Source organism: Mycolicibacterium neoaurum, from assembly GCF_036946495.1.
Lineage (GTDB): Bacteria > Actinomycetota > Actinomycetes > Mycobacteriales > Mycobacteriaceae > Mycobacterium > Mycobacterium neoaurum_B.
Map to the genome: position 1 here is coordinate 1 of NZ_JAQIIX010000001.1, position 18,019 is coordinate 18,019.

Genomic DNA, 18,019 nt, shown 5'->3' on the forward strand with positions numbered 1-18,019 from the left:
CGAGATCACCCGCGCCAACGACGGAATCGTCAACCAGCGCACCATCTATCAGACCGCCACTCGTGGCTTCGCGATGGTGCAGCGGCTGGAACGCTACGGCGTGAAGTTCGAGAAGGACGAGCACGGCGAATATGCGGTGCGCCAGGTGCACCGCTCCGGGTCGTACGTGCTCCCGATGCCCGAGGGCAAGGACGTCAAGAAGGCGCTCTACCGGGTGATGCGGCAACGGTCGATGCGCGAAAAGATCCAGATGGAGAACCGGCTCATGCCGGTCCGGGTGCTCGTACGAGACGGCAGGGCGGTGGGTGCGGCCGCGCTGAATACCCGAACCGGGGAGTTCGTGGCCGTCGCCGCCAAGGCCGTCATCCTGGCCACCGGCCCCTGCGGCCGACTCGGTCTGCCTGCATCGGGCTACCTCTACGGCACCTACGAGAATCCCACGAACGCCGGTGATGGCTACTCGATGGCCTACCACGCCGGCGCCGAACTGTCCGGAATCGAATGCTTCCAGGTCAATCCGCTGATCAAGGACTACAACGGCCCGGCGTGTGCATATGTGGCCAACCCGTTCGGTGGGTACCAGGTCAACGCCGAGGGGGAGCGCTTCGTCGACTCCGACTACTGGTCGGGGCAGATGATGTCGGAGGTGCACAGCGAGATCGAATCCGCGCGCGGTCCCATCTACCTGAAGGTGTCACATCTGCCGGATGAGACGCTGACCTCCCTGGAGAACATCCTGCACACCACCGAACGGCCCACCCGCGGCACGTTCCACGCCAACCGCGGCCACGACTACCGCACCCACGATATCGAGATGCACATCTCCGAGATCGGCCTCTGCAGCGGACATTCCGCGTCGGGGGTGTGGGTCGACGAGCACGCCCGCACCACCGTTCCCGGACTGTACGCGGCCGGTGATCTTGCGTGTGTCCCGCACAACTACATGATCGGCGCGTTCGTCTACGGCGATCTGGCCGGTGAGCACGCCGCGGGCACGCTGGCCGATACCCCGGTGCCGACAGAGCTGCCGGACGATCAGCTGGCCGCCGCCCACGACCTGATCTATCAGCCCTTGCGTCAACCGGACGGGCCGCCGCAGCCGCAGGTCGAGTACAAGTTGCGCCGGTTCGTCAATGACTATGTGGCGCCGCCGAAGACGGCCGCCAAACTGTCCATCGCGGTGCAGACCTTCGATCGGATGCGTGAAGAGGTGGCCGGAATCGGGGCGCGGACCCCGCATGAGTTGATGCGTGCCGTCGAAGTGTCCTTCATCCGCGACTGTGCCGAGATGGCGGCCCGGTCGTCGCTGACCCGCACCGAATCCCGTTGGGGTCTCTACCATGACCGAGCCGACGTGCCGATGCGCGACGACGACGAGTGGGGCTTCCACCTGAACCTGCGCAAGAACGCCGCCGGAGAGATGGAGTTCCTCAAGCGACCGGTCGCGCCATATCTGGTGCCGGTGCCCGGGCTGGACCACGTGCCGGGGAAAAGTGTGGACGCTCCGGCCGTCGGAGTTCAGCAGCCCGAATTGTTCGGCGGCAAGGCGCCCGCGACCGCGGTGTCGCGGATCGCCGAGCCTGCGGTGCAGCCGCCGTCGCCGCGCATCGCAGCGGTGCTGGCCCTCGACGAACCGACACTGGTCGAGTTGTCGGAGTACCTCACCGATGTCGACCCCGGAGTGCGGCGCACCGCCGTGGCGACCTTGGTGGAGAACCTGCCGGACGGGTATTGCCCGGCGCTGCTGGCCGCGCTCGGCGATGACGACCGCGAGGTGCGCCTGCAGGCAGCAGACTCGGTGCGTGAGCTGGTCGAGGTATTGCCCTATCCCGATGCCGTTGCCGTGCATCTGGATTCCGGTGATCCGGTGGTGCGCGCCGCCACGGTGTACGTGCTGAGTTCGCGGCGCGCCGGCGTCGCGGCCGACTACCGCCGGGCGGTGACCGACGGTGACCAACGGGTCCGCATCGAGGCGGTGCGCGCGTTGGTCTCGGTGGACGATGTCGAGGGCGTGGCCGCCGCGGCCACCGATGACAGCCGTGAGGTGCGCATCGCGGTGGCCAATGCGCTGGCCACGCTGGGGGCAGGGGCCGACTCGGTGCGACATCTGCTCGGTGACAACGACCCGTTGGTCCGCGCCGCCGCCCTGGCCGCCCTCGGGGTGCTCGGCGCCGCCGACGCCGACGTGCCGGTCATCGAGCGGGCGTTGTCGGAACCGGCCTGGCAGATCCGGGTCGGCGCGGCGAAGGCGCTGTCGGGGGTGTCGGCACCCTTGGCGGTGCCGACGCTGTCGCGGGCACTGTCCGACACCCACCTGGACGTGCGCAAGGCCGCCGTGCTGAGTCTGACCCGGTGGGCCGACTCGGAGTCCGCCGCGCGGGAGGCACTCGGACTGGCGCTCAAGGACGTCGACGCCGATGTGCGGGCGTATGCCCGCAGGGCGCTCGAACCCGCCTAGAGCCCCAGTCCCTGATACGTGCGGCGGACGAATTTGGGTTGCGCCATGCGCAGTTTCGCCAGTGAGGTGTTACCGGCCACCTGGGCGATATCGGAGGTCAGGTCCGGATAGTTCTGGATCAGGTACAGCACGATGACGTCATTGGCCGGGTCGGCCTGCCACCAGGTGCCGAATGCGCCCGGCCAGCCGAAGGTGCCCAGCCCACCCGGGCCGAAGAAGCGCTCGGACTGCGCGGGATCGGTGACCACCGACATCGACAACCCGAAGCCGCGGCCGATCCAGAACGGCACGCCGAGGAAGTTGTCACTCTTCTGTTCCTCGGTCAACCGATCGGTGCGCATCAGCCGGACCGACTCAGGGGAGAGCACCCGGACACCGTCGACCGTGCCGTCGCCGAGCAACATCCTGGCGAATGTCAGATAGTCATCGGCGGTCGACAGCAGCCCACCGCCGCCGGTGCAGAACTCGGGCGGGGTCAGCGCCGGAGGGCCCAGCACATCGTCACGCAGCCCCGTCTTGTCGTCGAGGGCGTACATGGTCGCCATCCGGCGCCGCTGGACCAGGCTGAGGGCAAAACCGGTGTCGGACATGCCGAGTGGCTCGAAGATGCGCTCGGACAGCAACTCGTGCAGCGGTTTGCCGGCGATCCGGGAGATGGCGATGCCGAGCACGTCGGTGCCGTGGCTGTAGGTGATCCGTGCGCCGGGTTGGTGCACCAGCGGTAACTTCGTCAGCTCGGTCAGCCAGCGCTGCTCGTTCTGGCGGTAGGACAACCGGCCGTACGCCTTGGCCAGTGGTCCGGTGATCGAGAACGGGTAGGCCAACCCGGCCCGGTGGGTCATCAGGTCGTCGAAGGTGATGGGTCGACGCAGCGCCGTGGTGTCGTCCAGCGGTCCGTGCGGGTCGATCAGCACCCGCAAGCCGTCGAGCTCCGGCAGCCATCGCGACACCGGATCGTCGAGGCGGAAGTGGCCCTGCTCCAGCAGGGTCATCGCCGCGGCGACGGTGACCGGCTTGCTCATCGAAGCGATCCGGAAAATGGTGTCGCGCTGCATCGGCAGTCCGGCCTGCACATCGCGGTGCCCGAGCTCGTTGACCTGGACGACCCGGCCCGCATGCCACACCAGCGTCACCGCGCCGGCGAGCAGACCTGCGTCGATGGCCTCGGAGATGGAGGCGTGGTTGTTGTCGATGTTCATCACCGCTGACGTTAACGTGTGCCACATGCAGATGCGGAAGGTGGCTTTCGCGAGTTTCGTGGGCACCGCCATCGAGTTCTACGACTTCTACATCTACGGGACGGCCGCCGCGCTGATCTTCCCCCACGTGTTCTTCCCCGAGATGGGGCCGACGATGGCCACCGTCTCCTCGCTGGGCACGTTCGCCGCGGCCTTCTTCTCCCGGCCGGTCGGTGCCGCGGTGTTCGGCCACTTCGGAGATCGACTGGGACGCAAGCGCACGCTGGTGGCCACCCTGCTGATCATGGGCATCTCGACGGTCGGCGTCGGCTTGGTGCCCGGTGCCGCCACCATAGGGATCGCCGCGCCGATCCTGCTGTTGTGCCTGCGGTTGTGCCAGGGATTCGCCGTCGGTGGGGAGTGGGCCGGATCAGCTCTGCTGTCGGCCGAGTACGCACCGACGGCCCAACGCGGTCGATACGGCATGTTCACCCAGCTGGGCGCCGGTGCCGGTCTGGCGGCCAGCAACCTGGTGTTCTTCACCGTCGCCATCACCATCGGGGAGAAGAGCCAGGTGTTCCTCGACTGGGGCTGGCGGGTGCCGTTCCTGCTGAGCGGTCTGCTCGTCATCGCCGCGCTCTATATCCGCCTGCGTATCGACGAGACGCCGGTGTTCGCCGACGAACGGCGAAGCGGGCAGGTGCCCCGCGCCCCGCTGGCCGAACTGCTCCGTCTGCAGTGGCGTCAGGTGCTGTTGGCGGCCGGCTGCATGGTGAGCATCTTCACCATGAGCTTCCTGGGCGGCACCTACCTGCTCAGCTATGCCAGCACGACGATCGGACATCCCCGCGCGCTGATCCTGGCCGTCGGCGTGCTCGCCGGGGTCGCACTGATGAGCACCACCGCGGTATCGGCGATCCTGTGCGACCGCTACGGTCGGCGCCGGATCATCCTCGCCGGTTTCCTCGTCGCCCTGCCGTGGGCGTTCGTCGTGATGCCGCTGATCGACACGGGTTCGGAGGCGTTGTTCGCGCTCGCCATCGGCGGCACCTTCGCGGTGTTCGGCGTCTCGTACGGACCGATCGCGTCGTTCCTGCCCGAGACGTTCGCCACCCGATACCGGTACACCGGCGCCGGACTGGCCTTCAATCTGGCAGGCATCGTGGGCGGCGCGCTGCCGCCGCTGGTCGCCGGCCTGCTGGTCGACGATTTCGGCGGCTGGGCGGTGGGCCTGATGATGGCCGGATTCGTCGCCGTCAGCGTGCTGTGCACCTGGGCGCTGCCCGAGACGAAGGGCACATCACTGCGGGACGGAATCGCCGCGACGGCCTGATAGGCTCTGCGGCAGTTCGACGTCCTTTAACGATCCGTCCAGAGAGGCGGAGAAGGAGGTCCAGGTTGACTGTGGGCGAAGCAGTACCGAGCCCCGACCGGGAATTGATGTCCGCCGCGGATGTGAGCCGGACGATATCGCGCATCGCGCATCAGATCATCGAGAAGACCGCGCTGGACGCGCCGGACGCCCCGCGGGTGGTACTGCTCGGCATCCCGACCAGAGGCGTGACGCTTGCCGCGCGGCTCGCCGACAAGGTCGAGGAATTCTCCGGGGTGGCCCTGCCGCACGGAGCGATGGACATCACGCTCTACCGCGACGACCTGAACTTCAAGCCGCCCCGCCCGCTGGAATCCACCTCGATCCCGGCCGGCGGTATCGACGGTGCGCTGGTGATCCTGGTCGACGATGTGCTGTATTCGGGTCGCTCCGTGCGCTCGGCGCTGGACGCCCTGCGCGATATCGGCCGCCCACGGATCGTGCAGCTGGCGGTCCTGGTCGATCGCGGCCACCGTGAGCTGCCCATCCGCGCCGACTACGTCGGCAAGAACGTGCCCACCTCGCGCGCCGAGAACGTGAAGGTGCGCCTGCAGGAACCCGACGGAGAGGACAGCGTGCGGATCGCACCGTATGGAGGACCTGACCGCTCATGAAGCATCTGTTGACCGCCGCGGAGCTGTCCCGCGACGAGGCGACGGCGATCCTCGATGACGCCGACCGGTTCCGTGAGGCACTGCTGGGTCGCGAGGTGAAGAAGCTGCCCACCCTGCGCGGGCGCACCATCATCACGATGTTCTACGAGAACTCCACCCGCACCAGGGTGTCCTTCGAGGTGGCGGGCAAGTGGATGAGTGCCGATGTCATCAACGTCAGCGCCTCGGGATCCTCGGTGTCCAAGGGCGAATCGCTGCGCGATACCGCTCTGACGCTGCGCGCCGCCGGAGCCGACGCGCTGATCATCCGGCACCCTGCTTCGGGGGCTGCCCAGCAGCTCTCGGAGTGGACCGCCGAAGAAGACGGGAAGGGACCGTCGGTCATCAACGCCGGCGACGGCACCCACGAACATCCCACCCAGGCGCTGCTCGACGCGCTGACGCTGCGCCAGCGGCTCGGCACCATCGCGGGCAGGCGGATCCTGATCGTCGGCGATGTGCTGCACAGCCGGGTGGCCCGCTCCAACGTCGAACTGCTGGCGACGCTCGGTGCCGAGGTGGTCTTGGTCGCCCCGCCGACGCTGCTGCCGGTGGGTGTGGCGGGTTGGCCGGTGACGGTATCGCACGACCTGGACGCCGAGTTGCCCGCCGCCGACGCGGTGCTGATGTTGCGAGTCCAGGCCGAACGCATGAACGGCGGCTTCTTCCCGTCGGCACGGGAGTATTCGGTGCTCTACGGACTGTCCGGCAAGCGGCAGGCGCAGCTCGCCGACCATGCGGTGGTGCTCCATCCGGGGCCGATGCTGCGGGGCATGGAGATCGCCTACTCAGTGGCCGATTCCTCGCAATCGGCGGTGCTGCAACAGGTTTCCAATGGTGTCCATGTGCGGATGGCGGTGCTGTTCCACCTCCTGGTGGGTGCCGGCGCCGACGGAGTGGGAGTGGTGGCGTGAGTGTGCTGATCAAGGGCGTCCGCCTCTACGGTGCGGGCGACCCCGTCGACGTGCTGATCGCCGACGGCCAGATCACCCGGATCGAAGCGGGAATCGAGTCCGAGGCCGCCGACACCGAGATCGACGCCACCGGCCAGATCTTGCTGCCGGGGTTCGTCGACCTGCACACCCACCTGCGCGAACCGGGCCGCGAATATGCTGAGGACATCGAAACCGGTTCGGCCGCAGCAGCACTCGGTGGATACACCGCGGTGTTCGCCATGGCCAACACCGACCCGGTGGCCGACAGCCCGGTGGTGACCGACCACGTCTGGCATCGGGGCAGGCAGGTCGGCCTCGTCGACGTGCACCCGGTCGGCGCGGTCACCGTCGGCCTGGAGGGTAAGCAGCTCACCGAGATGGGCCTGATGGCCGCCGGTGCCGGTCAGGTGCGGATGTTCTCCGATGACGGTATCTGCGTGCATGATCCGCTGATCATGCGCCGGGCGCTGGAATACGCAAGTGGCCTCGGCGTGCTGATCGCCCAGCATGCGGAGGAGCCGCGCCTCACCGTGGGCGCGGTGGCGCACGAGGGTGCCAACGCCGCCAAGCTGGGCCTGGCCGGTTGGCCGCGTTCGGCCGAAGAGTCCATCGTCGCCCGTGACGCGATCCTGGCCCGCGATGCCGGTGCCAGGGTGCACATCTGCCACGCTTCCACCGCGGGAACCGTGGAGCTACTCAAATGGGCGAAGGCGCAAGGGATCTCGATCACCGCGGAGGTCACCCCGCATCACCTGCTCCTCGACGACGGCGTGCTGGCCAGCTATGACGGACGCAATCGGGTCAATCCGCCGCTGCGCGAGGCCAGTGATGTTCAGGCCTTGCGGCAGGCACTCGCCGACGGCGTGATCGACTGCGTGGCCACCGATCACGCGCCGCACGCCGAACAGGAGAAGTGCTGCGAGTTCGCCAACGCCCGCCCCGGCATGCTGGGTCTGGAGACCGCGCTGTCGGTGATCGTCGAGACCATGGTGCAACCGGGCTTGCTGAGCTGGCGCGATGTGGCCAGGGTGATGAGCGAGGCGCCGGCGGCCATCGTCGGACTGCCCGACCAGGGCCGTCCGCTGGCGGTGGGGGAGCCTGCCAACCTGACCGTCGTCGACCCGAACACCACCTGGACGGTCACCGGATCGTCGTTGGCCAGTCGGTCGGACAACACACCGTTCGAGTCGATGGAACTGCCGGCGAAGGTGACGCTGACACTGTTGCGCGGCAAGATCACTGCGCGTAACGGGCGGAGCCCCGCGTGAATGAAGGCACCCTGATCGGGTCGCTCATCCTGGCGGCCGTCATCGCCCTGCTGATCGGTTTCTTCATCCGTCGGCTGCTCACCGGGTGGCGACACCGCATCGAGCGGCAGGTCGAGATGATCGGCAACCTGCCCCCGCTGCCCGATACCGTCGGGCCTGCGCTGGCCGGGCCCACCAAGGGGCTCTATGTCGGCAGCACCATCGCACCGCATTGGAACGACAAGGTGGCCGCGGCCGCACTGGGCTTCCGGTCCAAGGGTGCGCTCACCCGCTATCCGGAGGGAATCATGCTGCAGCGCAGCGGAACCGGCCCCATCTGGATCCCCGACGAATCTATCATCGCGGTGCGCGGTGAGCGGGCGATGGCCGGGAAGGCACTCACCCACGAGGGCATCGTGGCCATCCGCTGGACACTTCCGTCGGGTACCGAGATCGACACCGGCTTCCGGCCCGACGACCGGACAGAAACAAAGAACTGGGTCAAGGAGGACGAGTGACGGTCAGCGACAAGCGCAGCGGTACCGCGGAGCGTGCCCTGCTCGTGCTGGAGGACGGCCGGGTGTTCACCGGGACCGCCTTCGGCGCGATCGGACAGACGCTGGGTGAGGCGGTGTTCTCCACCGGCATGTCCGGCTATCAGGAGACGCTGACCGACCCGAGCTACCACCGCCAGATCGTGGTCGCCACGGCGCCGCAGATCGGCAACACCGGCTGGAACGGCGAGGACGGCGAAAGCCACGACGACAAGATCTGGGTCGCCGGCTATGCCATCCGCGATGCCTCACCGCGACCGTCGAGCTGGCGTGCCACCGGCACCCTCGATGATGAGCTGCGGCGCCAGGGCATCGTCGGGATCGCCGGCATCGACACCCGGGCGGTCGTCCGGCATCTGCGCACGGCCGGCTCGATGAAGGCGGGCATCTTCTCCGGTGCGGCCCTCGCCGACGCGGGTGATGTGGACACCTTGGTCGACCGGGTGCGCAACCAGCCTTCGATGCTGGGAGCCGATCTGGCCGGCGAGGTGTCCACCGACTCGCTGTACACGGTGGACCCGGCCGGCGAGCACCGCTTCACGGTCGCCGCGATCGACCTCGGCATCAAGACCAACACCCCGCGCAACTTCGCCAAGCGCGGCATCCGCACCCACGTGCTGCCCTCGGCCGCCACGTTCGCCCAGATCGCCGAGCTCAACCCCGATGGTGTGTTCCTGTCCAACGGGCCGGGCGACCCGGCCACCGCCGATCACATCGTCGGGGTGACCCGCGAGGTGCTCGGTGCCGGAATCCCGCTGTTCGGTATCTGTTTCGGCAACCAGATCCTGGGCCGCGCGCTGGGACGTTCGACCTACAAGATGACCTTCGGCCACCGCGGCATCAACATCCCGGTGATCGACCACGCCACCCGCAGCGTCGCCATCACCGCGCAGAACCACGGCTTCGCCCTCGAAGGCGAGGCGGGCGAGGAATTCGACACCGATTTCGGCAGGGCGATCGTCAGCCACACCTGCGCCAACGACGGCACCGTCGAGGGCATCAAGCTCATCGACGGGAGCGCGTTCTCGGTGCAGTACCACCCCGAGGCCGCGGCCGGTCCGCGTGACGCCGAGTACCTGTTCGACCAGTTCATCGACCTGTTGGGCCGCAAGGCGGGAGAGAAATAATGCCACGTCGTTCCGACCTCAACCACGTCCTGGTCATCGGTTCCGGGCCGATCCTGATCGGCCAGGCCGCGGAGTTCGACTACTCCGGCACCCAGGCCTGCCGCGTGCTGCGCGCCGAGGGTCTGCAGGTCACCCTGATCAACTCCAATCCGGCGACGATCATGACCGACCCCGAATACGCCGACAACACCTATGTCGAGCCCATCACCCCGGGCTTCGTCGAGAAGGTCATCGCCCAGCAGGCCGAGCGTGGCAACAAGATCGACGCGGTGCTGGCCACCCTCGGTGGGCAGACCGCCCTGAACACCGCGGTCTCGCTGTATGAGAACGGGGCGCTGGAGCGCTACGGCGTCGAGATGATCGGTGCCGATTTCGACGCCATCCAGCGCGGCGAGGACCGGCAGAAGTTCAAGGACATCGTGGCCAAGGTGGGTGGCGAATCCGCCCGCAGCCGGGTGTGTTTCACCATGGACGAGGTGCGGGACACGGTCGCCGACCTCGGCCTGCCTGTGGTCGTTCGCCCCAGCTTCACCATGGGCGGTCTCGGCTCCGGTATGGCGTACTCGGCAGAGGATGTCGAACGGATGGCCGGTGACGGGCTTGCCGCGTCGCCGAGTGCGAACGTGCTGATCGAGGAGTCCATCTACGGCTGGAAGGAATACGAGCTCGAGCTCATGCGCGATCACCACGACAACGTGGTGGTGGTGTGCTCGATCGAGAACTTCGACCCGATGGGTGTGCACACCGGTGATTCGGTGACCGTCGCGCCGGCGATGACGTTGACCGACCGCGAGTACCAGACGATGCGCGATCTGGGCATCGCGATCCTGCGCGAGGTCGGTGTCGATACCGGCGGCTGCAACATCCAGTTCGCGATCAACCCCAAAGACGGCAGGCTCATCGTCATCGAGATGAACCCGCGCGTCTCGCGGTCGAGTGCGCTGGCTTCCAAGGCGACGGGGTTCCCGATCGCCAAGATCGCCGCCAAGCTGGCCATCGGCTACACCCTCGACGAGATCGTCAACGACATCACCAAGGAGACCCCGGCCTGTTTCGAGCCGACCCTGGACTACGTCGTGGTCAAGGCGCCGCGGTTCGCCTTCGAGAAGTTCCCCGGTGCCGACCCGACGCTGACCACCACCATGAAGTCGGTGGGTGAGGCGATGTCGTTGGGCCGCAACTTCATCGAGGCGCTCGGCAAGGTGATGCGGTCGCTGGAGAACAAGCGAGCCGGCTTCTGGACCGGACCCGACCGCGACGCCTCCCTCGAGGAACTGCTCACCGATCTGCGCACCGCCACTGACGGCCGCATCTACGACATCGAGCAGGCCCTTCGCCTCGGTGGCACCGTGGAGCAGGTCGCCGAGGCATCTGGGGTCGATCCCTGGTTCGTCGACCAGATCAACGGTCTGGTGGCACTGCGCGCCGAACTGGTCGATGCCCCGGTGCTCGACGAGTGGCTGCTGCGCCGGGCGAAGCACAACGGACTGTCCGACCGCCAGATCGCCGCGCTGCGCCCCGAACTCGCCGGCGAGAGCGGGGTGCGCGCCCTGCGCGAGCGGCTCGGCATCCGCCCTGTCTACAAGACCGTCGACACCTGCGCCGCCGAGTTCGAGGCCCGTACGCCGTATCACTACAGCAGCTACGAGCTCGATCCGGCGGCCGAGACCGAGGTCGCCCCGCAGGCCGAGAAGCCCAAGGTGCTGATCCTCGGATCGGGCCCCAACCGCATCGGGCAGGGCATCGAGTTCGACTACAGCTGTGTGCACGCGGCGACGACGTTGAGCCAGGCCGGGTTCGAGACGGTGATGGTCAACTGCAATCCCGAGACCGTGTCCACCGACTACGACACCGCCGACCGGCTCTACTTCGAGCCGCTGACCTTCGAGGACGTGTTGGAGGTCTACCACGCCGAGCAGGACTCGGGCAGTGGCGGTCCCGGCGTCGTCGGCGTCATCGTGCAGCTCGGCGGGCAGACCCCGCTGGGTCTGGCCGAGCGACTGGAGCGCGCCGGGGTGCCGATCGTGGGCACCAAGCCCGAGGCCATCGATCTGGCCGAGGACCGTGGGCAGTTCGGTGAGGTTCTGGTCAACGCCGGCCTACCCGCCCCGCGCTTCGGCACCGCCATCAGCTTCGAGCAGGCCCGCCGCATCGCCGCCGATATCGGTTACCCGGTGCTGGTCCGGCCCTCCTACGTGCTGGGTGGCCGCGGTATGGAGATCGTCTACGACGAGGAGACCCTGCAGGGGTATATCGAGCGTGCGACCGAACTGTCTCCCGAGCATCCGGTGCTGGTCGACCGGTTTCTCGAGGACGCCATCGAGATCGACGTGGACGCGCTGTGCGATGGCACCGAGGTCTACATCGGCGGCGTGATGGAGCACATCGAGGAGGCCGGGATCCATTCCGGCGACTCCGCGTGCGCGCTGCCGCCGGTCACCCTCGGGCGCACCGATATCGAGAAGGTCCGCCAGGCCACCGAGGCCATCGCGCACGGCATCGGCGTGGTCGGCCTGCTCAACGTCCAGTACGCACTCAAGGACGATGTGCTCTACGTGCTGGAGGCCAACCCGAGAGCGTCCCGGACGGTGCCGTTCGTCTCCAAGGCCACCGCGGTGCCGTTGGCCAAGGCGTGCGCACGGATCATGCTGGGCGCCACCATCGCCGAGTTGCGCGCCGAGGGTGTGCTGGCGCGCACCGGCGACGGGGCCACGGTGTCCCCGCACGCCCCGATCGCGGTCAAGGAGGCGGTCCTGCCGTTCCATCGGTTCCGCAAGGCCGATGGTTCCCAGGTTGATTCGCTGCTGGGCCCGGAGATGAAGTCGACCGGTGAGGTGATGGGTATCGACCGCGATTTCGGCACCGCCTTCGCCAAGAGCCAGAGTGCGGCCTACGGTTCGCTACCCGCCTCGGGCACCGTCTTCGTCTCGGTGGCCAACCGCGACAAGCGTTCGCTGGTATTCCCGGTGAAGCGGCTTGCCGACCTGGGATTCCGGGTGCTGGCCACCGAGGGCACCGCGGAGATGCTGCGCCGCAACGGTATTCCGTGTGACGAGGTGCGCAAGCACTTCGAGACCGAGAACGAATCCGGCAGCGACGGGCGTCGCTCGGCGGTCGAGGTGATCCGCGCCGGCGAGGTCGACATGGTGATCAACACCCCGTACGGCAACTCCGGGCCACGCATCGACGGGTACGAGATCCGCTCGGCGGCGGTGTCGGTGAACATCCCGTGCGTGACGACGGTGCAGGGCGCGTCGGCCGCGGTGCAGGGCATCGAAGCCGGGATCCGCGGTGATATCGGGGTGCGCTCGCTGCAGGAGTTGCACAGCCAACTGGCCGAGAAATGACCCCGTTCGGGGCACGCCTGGCCCACGCCGTCGCGGCCAGGGGCGCGCTGTGCCCCGGGATCGACCCGCACCCGGAGCTTTTGACCGCCTGGGGACTGGGCACCGGCATCGACGGGCTGCGGACCTTCAGCGAAATCTGCGTGCAGGCCTTCGCCGATGTCGCGATCGTCAAACCGCAGGTGGCCTTCTACGAGGCGTACGGCTCGGCAGGCTTCGCGGTCCTTGAGGCGACCATGGCGGCGCTGCGCGATGCCGGGGTGCTGGTGCTCGCCGACGCCAAGCGCGGTGATATCGGCTCCACCATGGCGGCCTACGCCCAGGCCTGGGCAGGTGATACCGCGCTGGCCGCCGACGCCGTCACCGCGTCGCCGTATCTGGGCTTCGAGTCCCTGCGCCCATTGCTCGACGTCGCCGCCGCCAACGGCAGGGGAGTGTTCGTGCTGGCCGCGACGTCGAACCCGGAGGGCGCGGGCCTGCAGGGGGCGCTGGCAGGGGATCGCACGGTGGCACAGACGATCGTCGACGCGGTGGGTGCGGAGAACCGCCGCACCGGCACGGGGTCGGTGGGTGTGGTGGTGGGTGCCACGTTGGCGCAACCGCCGGATCTGGCGGCGCTGGAGGGGCCGGTGCTGGCACCGGGAGTCGGCGCACAGGGCGGCCGGGTTCAGGACCTCGGCCGGCTGGGGCCGCGGGTGCTGCCCGCGGTGTCGCGCGAGATCCTGCGCGCCGGTCCGGACGTCGAGGCGATGCGGGCTGTGGTTTCCGGGCTGCGCGAGCAGCTCACCCAGCTGGCCTGAGTGCCCCGTGCGGCCTCCTGGCGTGCCGCTGTCGCCCCGATCGGGCCGTTGTACGTCTGGGAGGCTGGCTCCGGTGCGACCGTGCCCGCTCGGCGGCGCTACCGACCGGTAGCGCCGGGTGCCCGACACGCCCGACACGCCATGACCAGCGAAAATTTCTCATTCCATCGCCAGGATCGGCGTTTACCCGGGCTTCGTTGACGCGCGCCGAAACCGGCGCCAACCCCGTTGAGGTGCGAAAACCCGCGATATGCAGGCACATCGGGCGTGCAGACGGCCGATCGGCAATGCGTCCGACGGGGCGCGGTGTGCTCGGCGCACGCTGTACACGCTGGTCTTTTGGCCGGATTACCCGGGGGTGGGGTTAGCTTTCGTCAGGATGCGTGGGTACGGTCGTCGTCGCTGGCTGGTTACGTGATCCAGCCGTGATGAAACAACAGATGGCGAGAGACGGAGGAACCCCGTGGCCCTTCCCCAGTTGACCGACGAACAGCGCGCGGCAGCGTTGGAGAAGGCTGCTGCCGCACGTCGAGCGCGAGCCGAGCTCAAAGATCGGCTGAAGCGCGGCGGCACCAACCTCAAGCAGGTGCTCACCGATGCCGAGACCGACGAGGTCTTGGGCAAGATGAAGGTTTCCGCGCTGCTGGAGGCCCTGCCCAAGGTCGGCAAGGTCAAGGCACAGGAGATCATGACCGAGCTGGAGATCGCCCCGACCCGCCGCCTGCGCGGCCTCGGCGATCGTCAGCGCAAGGCCTTGCTGGAGAAGTTCGACTTCTCCTGAGCGAACAAATGAATACCGGTGGTGGGCCGGGCAACGCCGCAGTAGTGGTTTTGTCCGGCCCGTCCGCTGTCGGGAAGTCCACCGTGGTCCGCTGCCTGCGTGACCGGATTCCCGACCTGCATTTCAGCGTGTCCGTGACGACACGTGCGCCGCGACCCGGCGAGGTCGACGGTGTGGACTACACCTTCGTCTCGCCTGCCGAGTTCCAGCGTCTGATCGACGACGACGAGCTACTCGAATGGGCCGATATCCACGGCGGTCTGCATCGGTCGGGGACCCCGGCGGCCCCGGTTCGCAGCGCGACGGCCGCCGGCGTGCCGGTTCTGATCGAGGTCGATCTGGCCGGTGCCCGCGCGGTGAAGGCAGCCATGCCCGAGGCGATCTCGGTCTTCCTGGCCCCGCCCAGTTGGGCGGCGCTGGAGGAGAGACTGACCGGACGGGGCACCGAGAGCCCGGAGGTACAGGCCCGTCGCCTGGCGACCGCCAGGCAGGAACTCGCGGCCAAGGACGACTTCGACGTGGTGGTTGTCAACAGTCAATTGGAGTCAGCGTGCTCGGAATTGGTATCCTTGCTGGTGGCCCACTGAGCGATGGCGCCTCGCACCACGCGGCAGCGCTGCGACACAGCCGTCAACTACATTTTCGCTAACGCCGAATCTTGATTACACCGGGAGATATTTCGTGAGCACGCCTGTCGAGAACATCGACGCCGCCAGCGCATACGACACACCGCTGGGCATCACCAATCCGCCGATCGACGAGCTGCTCGACCGCGCCTCCAGCAAGTACGCGCTGGTCATCTACGCCGCCAAGCGCGCGCGGCAGATCAACGACTACTACAACCAGCTCGGTGACGGCATCCTGGAGTACGTCGGCCCGCTGGTCGAGCCGGGTCTGCAGGAGAAGCCGCTGTCGATCGCCATGCGCGAGATCCACTCCGACCTGCTCGAGCACGCCGAGGGCGAGCAGTAAGGCCCTCCGGCTACATGGAGCAGAAGCGGATCGTCGTCGGTGTTGCCGGCGGGATTGCCGCCTTCAAGGCGTGCACTGTCGTGCGCCAGCTCAAAGAGGCCGGCCATTCGGTCCGCGTCGTGCCGACCGAGTCGGCACTGAAATTCATCGGTGCGGCCACCTTCGAGGCGCTGTCCGGCCAGCCCGTGCACACCGGGGTCTTCGAGAACGTCGACGAGGTGCCCCACGTGCGCATCGGCCAGCAGGCCGATCTCGTGGTGGTCGCCCCCGCCACCGCGGATCTGATGGCTCGCGCGGCCGCCGGACGTGCCGACGATCTTCTCACCGGGACTCTGCTCACCGCGCGATGTCCGGTGCTGTTCGCGCCCGCCATGCACACCGAGATGTGGTTCCACCCGGCCACCACCGACAACGTCGCCACCCTGCGTCGCCGTGGCAACGTCGTGCTCGAACCCGCATCGGGCCGACTCACCGGCGCCGACACCGGGCCGGGACGGCTGCCCGAGGCCGAGGAGATCACCACTCTGGCCGGATTGCTGCTCGAGCGCGGTGACGCGCTGCCCTACGACATGACCGGTGTGAAGGTGCTCGTCACCGCGGGCGGTACCCGTGAACCCCTGGACCCGGTCCGATTCATCGGTAATCGCAGTTCCGGCAAGCAGGGGTATGCCGTCGCCAGGGTGATGGCCCAGCGGGGCGCTGACGTGACCCTGATCGCCGGGAACACCTCCGGGCTGGCCGACCCCGCCGGCGTCGAGGTCGTGCACATCGGGTCGGCCGCCCAGCTCGGTGCCGCCGTGACCAAGCTGGCGCCGGAGGCGCACGTGCTGGTGATGGCCGCCGCGGTCGCCGATTTCCGGCCTGCTCAAGTGGCCACGGCCAAGATCAAGAAGCGCGTCGATGACGACAGCGCGCCCTCGGTGGACCTCGTGCGCAACGATGACGTGCTGGCCGGCGCCGTGCGGGCCAGAGCCGACGGCCAGCTGCCCAATATGAAGGTCATCGTCGGGTTTGCGGCCGAAACCGGCGACGCCGACGGCGATGTGCTGTTCCATGCGCGGTCCAAACTCAAGCGCAAGGGCTGCGACCTGCTCGTGGTCAATGCCGTCGGGGAGGGCAAGGCGTTCGAGGTGGACCACAATGATGGCTGGATGCTGTCGGCCGACGGTACCGAAACCGCGTTGGAGCACGGTTCGAAGACTCTGATGGCAAGCCGTATCGTGGATGCGATCGGAGCGCTCGTACACCGGTGACTTCGCGGTGCAGGTAACGGTTGCGCCAATCAAGATTTACCTGTTGGCTGCCAATGAGCACACCAATGATTTGTCTGTCTAACTAATGGAGGATGCCACGTGAGCGCAGGTCGCTTGTTTACCAGCGAGTCGGTCACCGAAGGACACCCCGACAAGATCTGTGATGCGATCAGCGACTCGATCCTGGATTCTTTGCTGGCCGCAGATCCCAAGTCCCGCGTCGCGGTCGAGACCGCCGTCACCACGGGCCAGGTGCACGTCATCGGTGAGGTGACCACCTCGGCCAAGGAGGCCTTCGCCGATATCAGCCAGACGGTGCGCGACCGCATCCTGGAGATCGGCTACGACTCCTCGGACAAGGGCTTCGACGGCGAGACCGCCGGGGTCAACATCGGCATCGGCCGCCAGTCGCCCGATATCGCCCAGGGCGTGGACACCGCGCACGAGACGCGTGTCGAGGGCGCCGGCGATCCGCTGGACCTGCAGGGCGCCGGCGACCAGGGCCTGATGTTCGGTTACGCGATCAGGGACACCCCCGAGCTGATGCCGCTGCCCATCGCGCTGGCGCACCGGCTGGCGCGCCGCCTCACCGAGGTGCGCAAGAACGGCAAGCTGGCCTACCTGCGCCCGGACGGCAAGACGCAGGTCACCGTCCAGTACGACGGCACCACTCCGATCCGATTGGACACTGTGGTGCTCTCCACCCAGCACGCCGAGGGCATCGACCTCGACGGGCAGCTGGCACCCGACATCCGCGAGCAGGTCGTCAACACCGTGCTCGACGAGCTCGGTCACGAGACCCTGGACACCTCGGACTTCCGGCTGCTGGTCAACCCGACCGGCAAGTTCGTCCTCGGTGGCCCGATGGGTGACGCCGGCCTGACCGGCCGCAAGATCATCGTCGACACCTACGGCGGCTGGGCCCGTCACGGCGGCGGCGCCTTCTCCGGCAAGGATCCGTCAAAGGTGGACCGTTCGGCCGCCTACGCGATGCGTTGGGTCGCCAAGAACGTGGTGGCCGCAGGCCTGGCCGAGCGCGTCGAGGTGCAGGTCGCCTACGCCATCGGCAAGGCGGCCCCGGTCGGGCTGTTCGTCGAGACCTTCGGTTCTGAGACCGTGGACCCGGCCCGCATCGAGAAGGCCATCACCGCGGTGTTCGACCTGCGTCCCGGCGCCATCGTCCGCGACCTGGACCTGCTGCGTCCGATCTACGCGCCGACGGCCGCCTACGGCCACTTCGGTCGCACCGACGTGGACCTGCCCTGGGAGCGCACCAACAAGGTCGACGAGCTCAAGGCCTCGGTCTAGTCACCTTCTCCGTGAGCAGACGCATGTACCCCCGAAT

General features: G+C 67.8%; 15 protein-coding genes. 14 read left to right on the forward strand and 1 reads right to left on the reverse strand.

Annotated features, from left to right (window positions below):
* Positions 1 to 2,458: fumarate reductase/succinate dehydrogenase flavoprotein subunit (locus PGN27_RS00005; RefSeq protein ID WP_335324235.1), on the forward strand; the 2,458-nt coding region annotated here is incomplete at its 5' end.
* On the opposite strand, the gene PGN27_RS00010 is transcribed toward PGN27_RS00005, so the two are convergent.
* Entirely contained in the window at positions 2,455 to 3,657 is a 1,203-nt protein-coding gene (locus tag PGN27_RS00010; RefSeq protein ID WP_335324236.1) for a serine hydrolase domain-containing protein, read from the reverse strand. The two genes, PGN27_RS00005 and PGN27_RS00010, sit on opposite strands and share 4 nt — an antisense overlap.
* Before the next feature lie 25 nt (positions 3,658 to 3,682).
* On the opposite strand from PGN27_RS00010, the gene PGN27_RS00015 reads away from it, so the two are divergent.
* The 13 genes from PGN27_RS00015 to metK all read left to right on the forward strand — a co-directional run bounded on the left by PGN27_RS00015 (position 3,683) and on the right by metK (position 17,982).
* A complete protein-coding gene (locus tag PGN27_RS00015; RefSeq protein WP_335324237.1) occupies positions 3,683 to 4,969 on the forward strand; it encodes an MFS transporter in 1,287 nt (428 codons plus the stop codon).
* 71 nt (positions 4,970 to 5,040) lie between these two features.
* On the forward strand, positions 5,041 to 5,622 hold the full coding sequence (gene pyrR / locus PGN27_RS00020; protein WP_335325176.1) for a bifunctional pyr operon transcriptional regulator/uracil phosphoribosyltransferase PyrR: 582 nt from the start codon (positions 5,041 to 5,043) through the stop codon (positions 5,620 to 5,622).
* Positions 5,619 to 6,575 (forward strand): aspartate carbamoyltransferase catalytic subunit, encoded by a 957-nt coding sequence (locus tag PGN27_RS00025; RefSeq protein WP_335324238.1) that lies wholly within the window; start codon positions 5,619 to 5,621, stop codon positions 6,573 to 6,575. Before pyrR ends, PGN27_RS00025 begins: the two co-directional genes overlap by 4 nt.
* Positions 6,572 to 7,864, forward strand: coding sequence for a dihydroorotase (locus PGN27_RS00030; RefSeq protein WP_335324239.1), 1,293 nt, complete (start codon positions 6,572 to 6,574; stop codon positions 7,862 to 7,864). The genes PGN27_RS00025 and PGN27_RS00030 overlap by 4 nt, the downstream gene beginning before the upstream one ends.
* On the forward strand, positions 7,861 to 8,361 hold the full coding sequence (locus PGN27_RS00035; RefSeq protein WP_335324240.1) for a PH-like domain-containing protein: 501 nt from the start codon (positions 7,861 to 7,863) through the stop codon (positions 8,359 to 8,361). The genes PGN27_RS00030 and PGN27_RS00035 overlap by 4 nt, the downstream gene beginning before the upstream one ends.
* A complete protein-coding gene (gene carA / locus PGN27_RS00040) occupies positions 8,358 to 9,524 on the forward strand; it encodes a glutamine-hydrolyzing carbamoyl-phosphate synthase small subunit (protein ID WP_335324241.1) in 1,167 nt (388 codons plus the stop codon). The genes PGN27_RS00035 and carA overlap by 4 nt, the downstream gene beginning before the upstream one ends.
* Positions 9,524 to 12,871: a carbamoyl-phosphate synthase large subunit gene (gene carB / locus PGN27_RS00045; protein WP_335324242.1), complete on the forward strand. Its 3,348-nt coding sequence runs from the start codon at positions 9,524 to 9,526 to the stop codon at positions 12,869 to 12,871. The genes carA and carB overlap by 1 nt, the downstream gene beginning before the upstream one ends.
* The gene (gene pyrF, locus PGN27_RS00050; protein ID WP_335324243.1) at positions 12,868 to 13,668 is read left to right on the forward strand and encodes an orotidine-5'-phosphate decarboxylase; all 801 of its coding nucleotides are present in this window, start codon (positions 12,868 to 12,870) and stop codon (positions 13,666 to 13,668) included. The genes carB and pyrF overlap by 4 nt, the downstream gene beginning before the upstream one ends.
* Before the next feature lie 463 nt (positions 13,669 to 14,131).
* Entirely contained in the window at positions 14,132 to 14,449 is a 318-nt protein-coding gene (gene mihF / locus PGN27_RS00055; protein WP_011894593.1) for an integration host factor, actinobacterial type, read from the forward strand.
* 8 nt (positions 14,450 to 14,457) lie between these two features.
* Positions 14,458 to 15,036 carry a guanylate kinase gene (gmk, locus tag PGN27_RS00060; RefSeq protein WP_030135264.1) on the forward strand — a complete coding sequence of 193 codons (579 nt, stop codon included), beginning with the start codon at positions 14,458 to 14,460 and terminating at the stop codon, positions 15,034 to 15,036.
* Between the two features lie 94 nt (positions 15,037 to 15,130).
* Entirely contained in the window at positions 15,131 to 15,421 is a 291-nt protein-coding gene (gene rpoZ, locus PGN27_RS00065) for a DNA-directed RNA polymerase subunit omega (RefSeq protein WP_030135265.1), read from the forward strand.
* Between the two features lie 14 nt (positions 15,422 to 15,435).
* Positions 15,436 to 16,674 carry a bifunctional phosphopantothenoylcysteine decarboxylase/phosphopantothenate--cysteine ligase CoaBC gene (gene coaBC / locus PGN27_RS00070; protein ID WP_335324244.1) on the forward strand — a complete coding sequence of 413 codons (1,239 nt, stop codon included), beginning with the start codon at positions 15,436 to 15,438 and terminating at the stop codon, positions 16,672 to 16,674.
* Between the two features lie 99 nt (positions 16,675 to 16,773).
* Positions 16,774 to 17,982: a methionine adenosyltransferase gene (gene metK / locus PGN27_RS00075; RefSeq protein WP_335324245.1), complete on the forward strand. Its 1,209-nt coding sequence runs from the start codon at positions 16,774 to 16,776 to the stop codon at positions 17,980 to 17,982.
* Positions 17,983 to 18,019 lie beyond the last annotated feature (37 nt).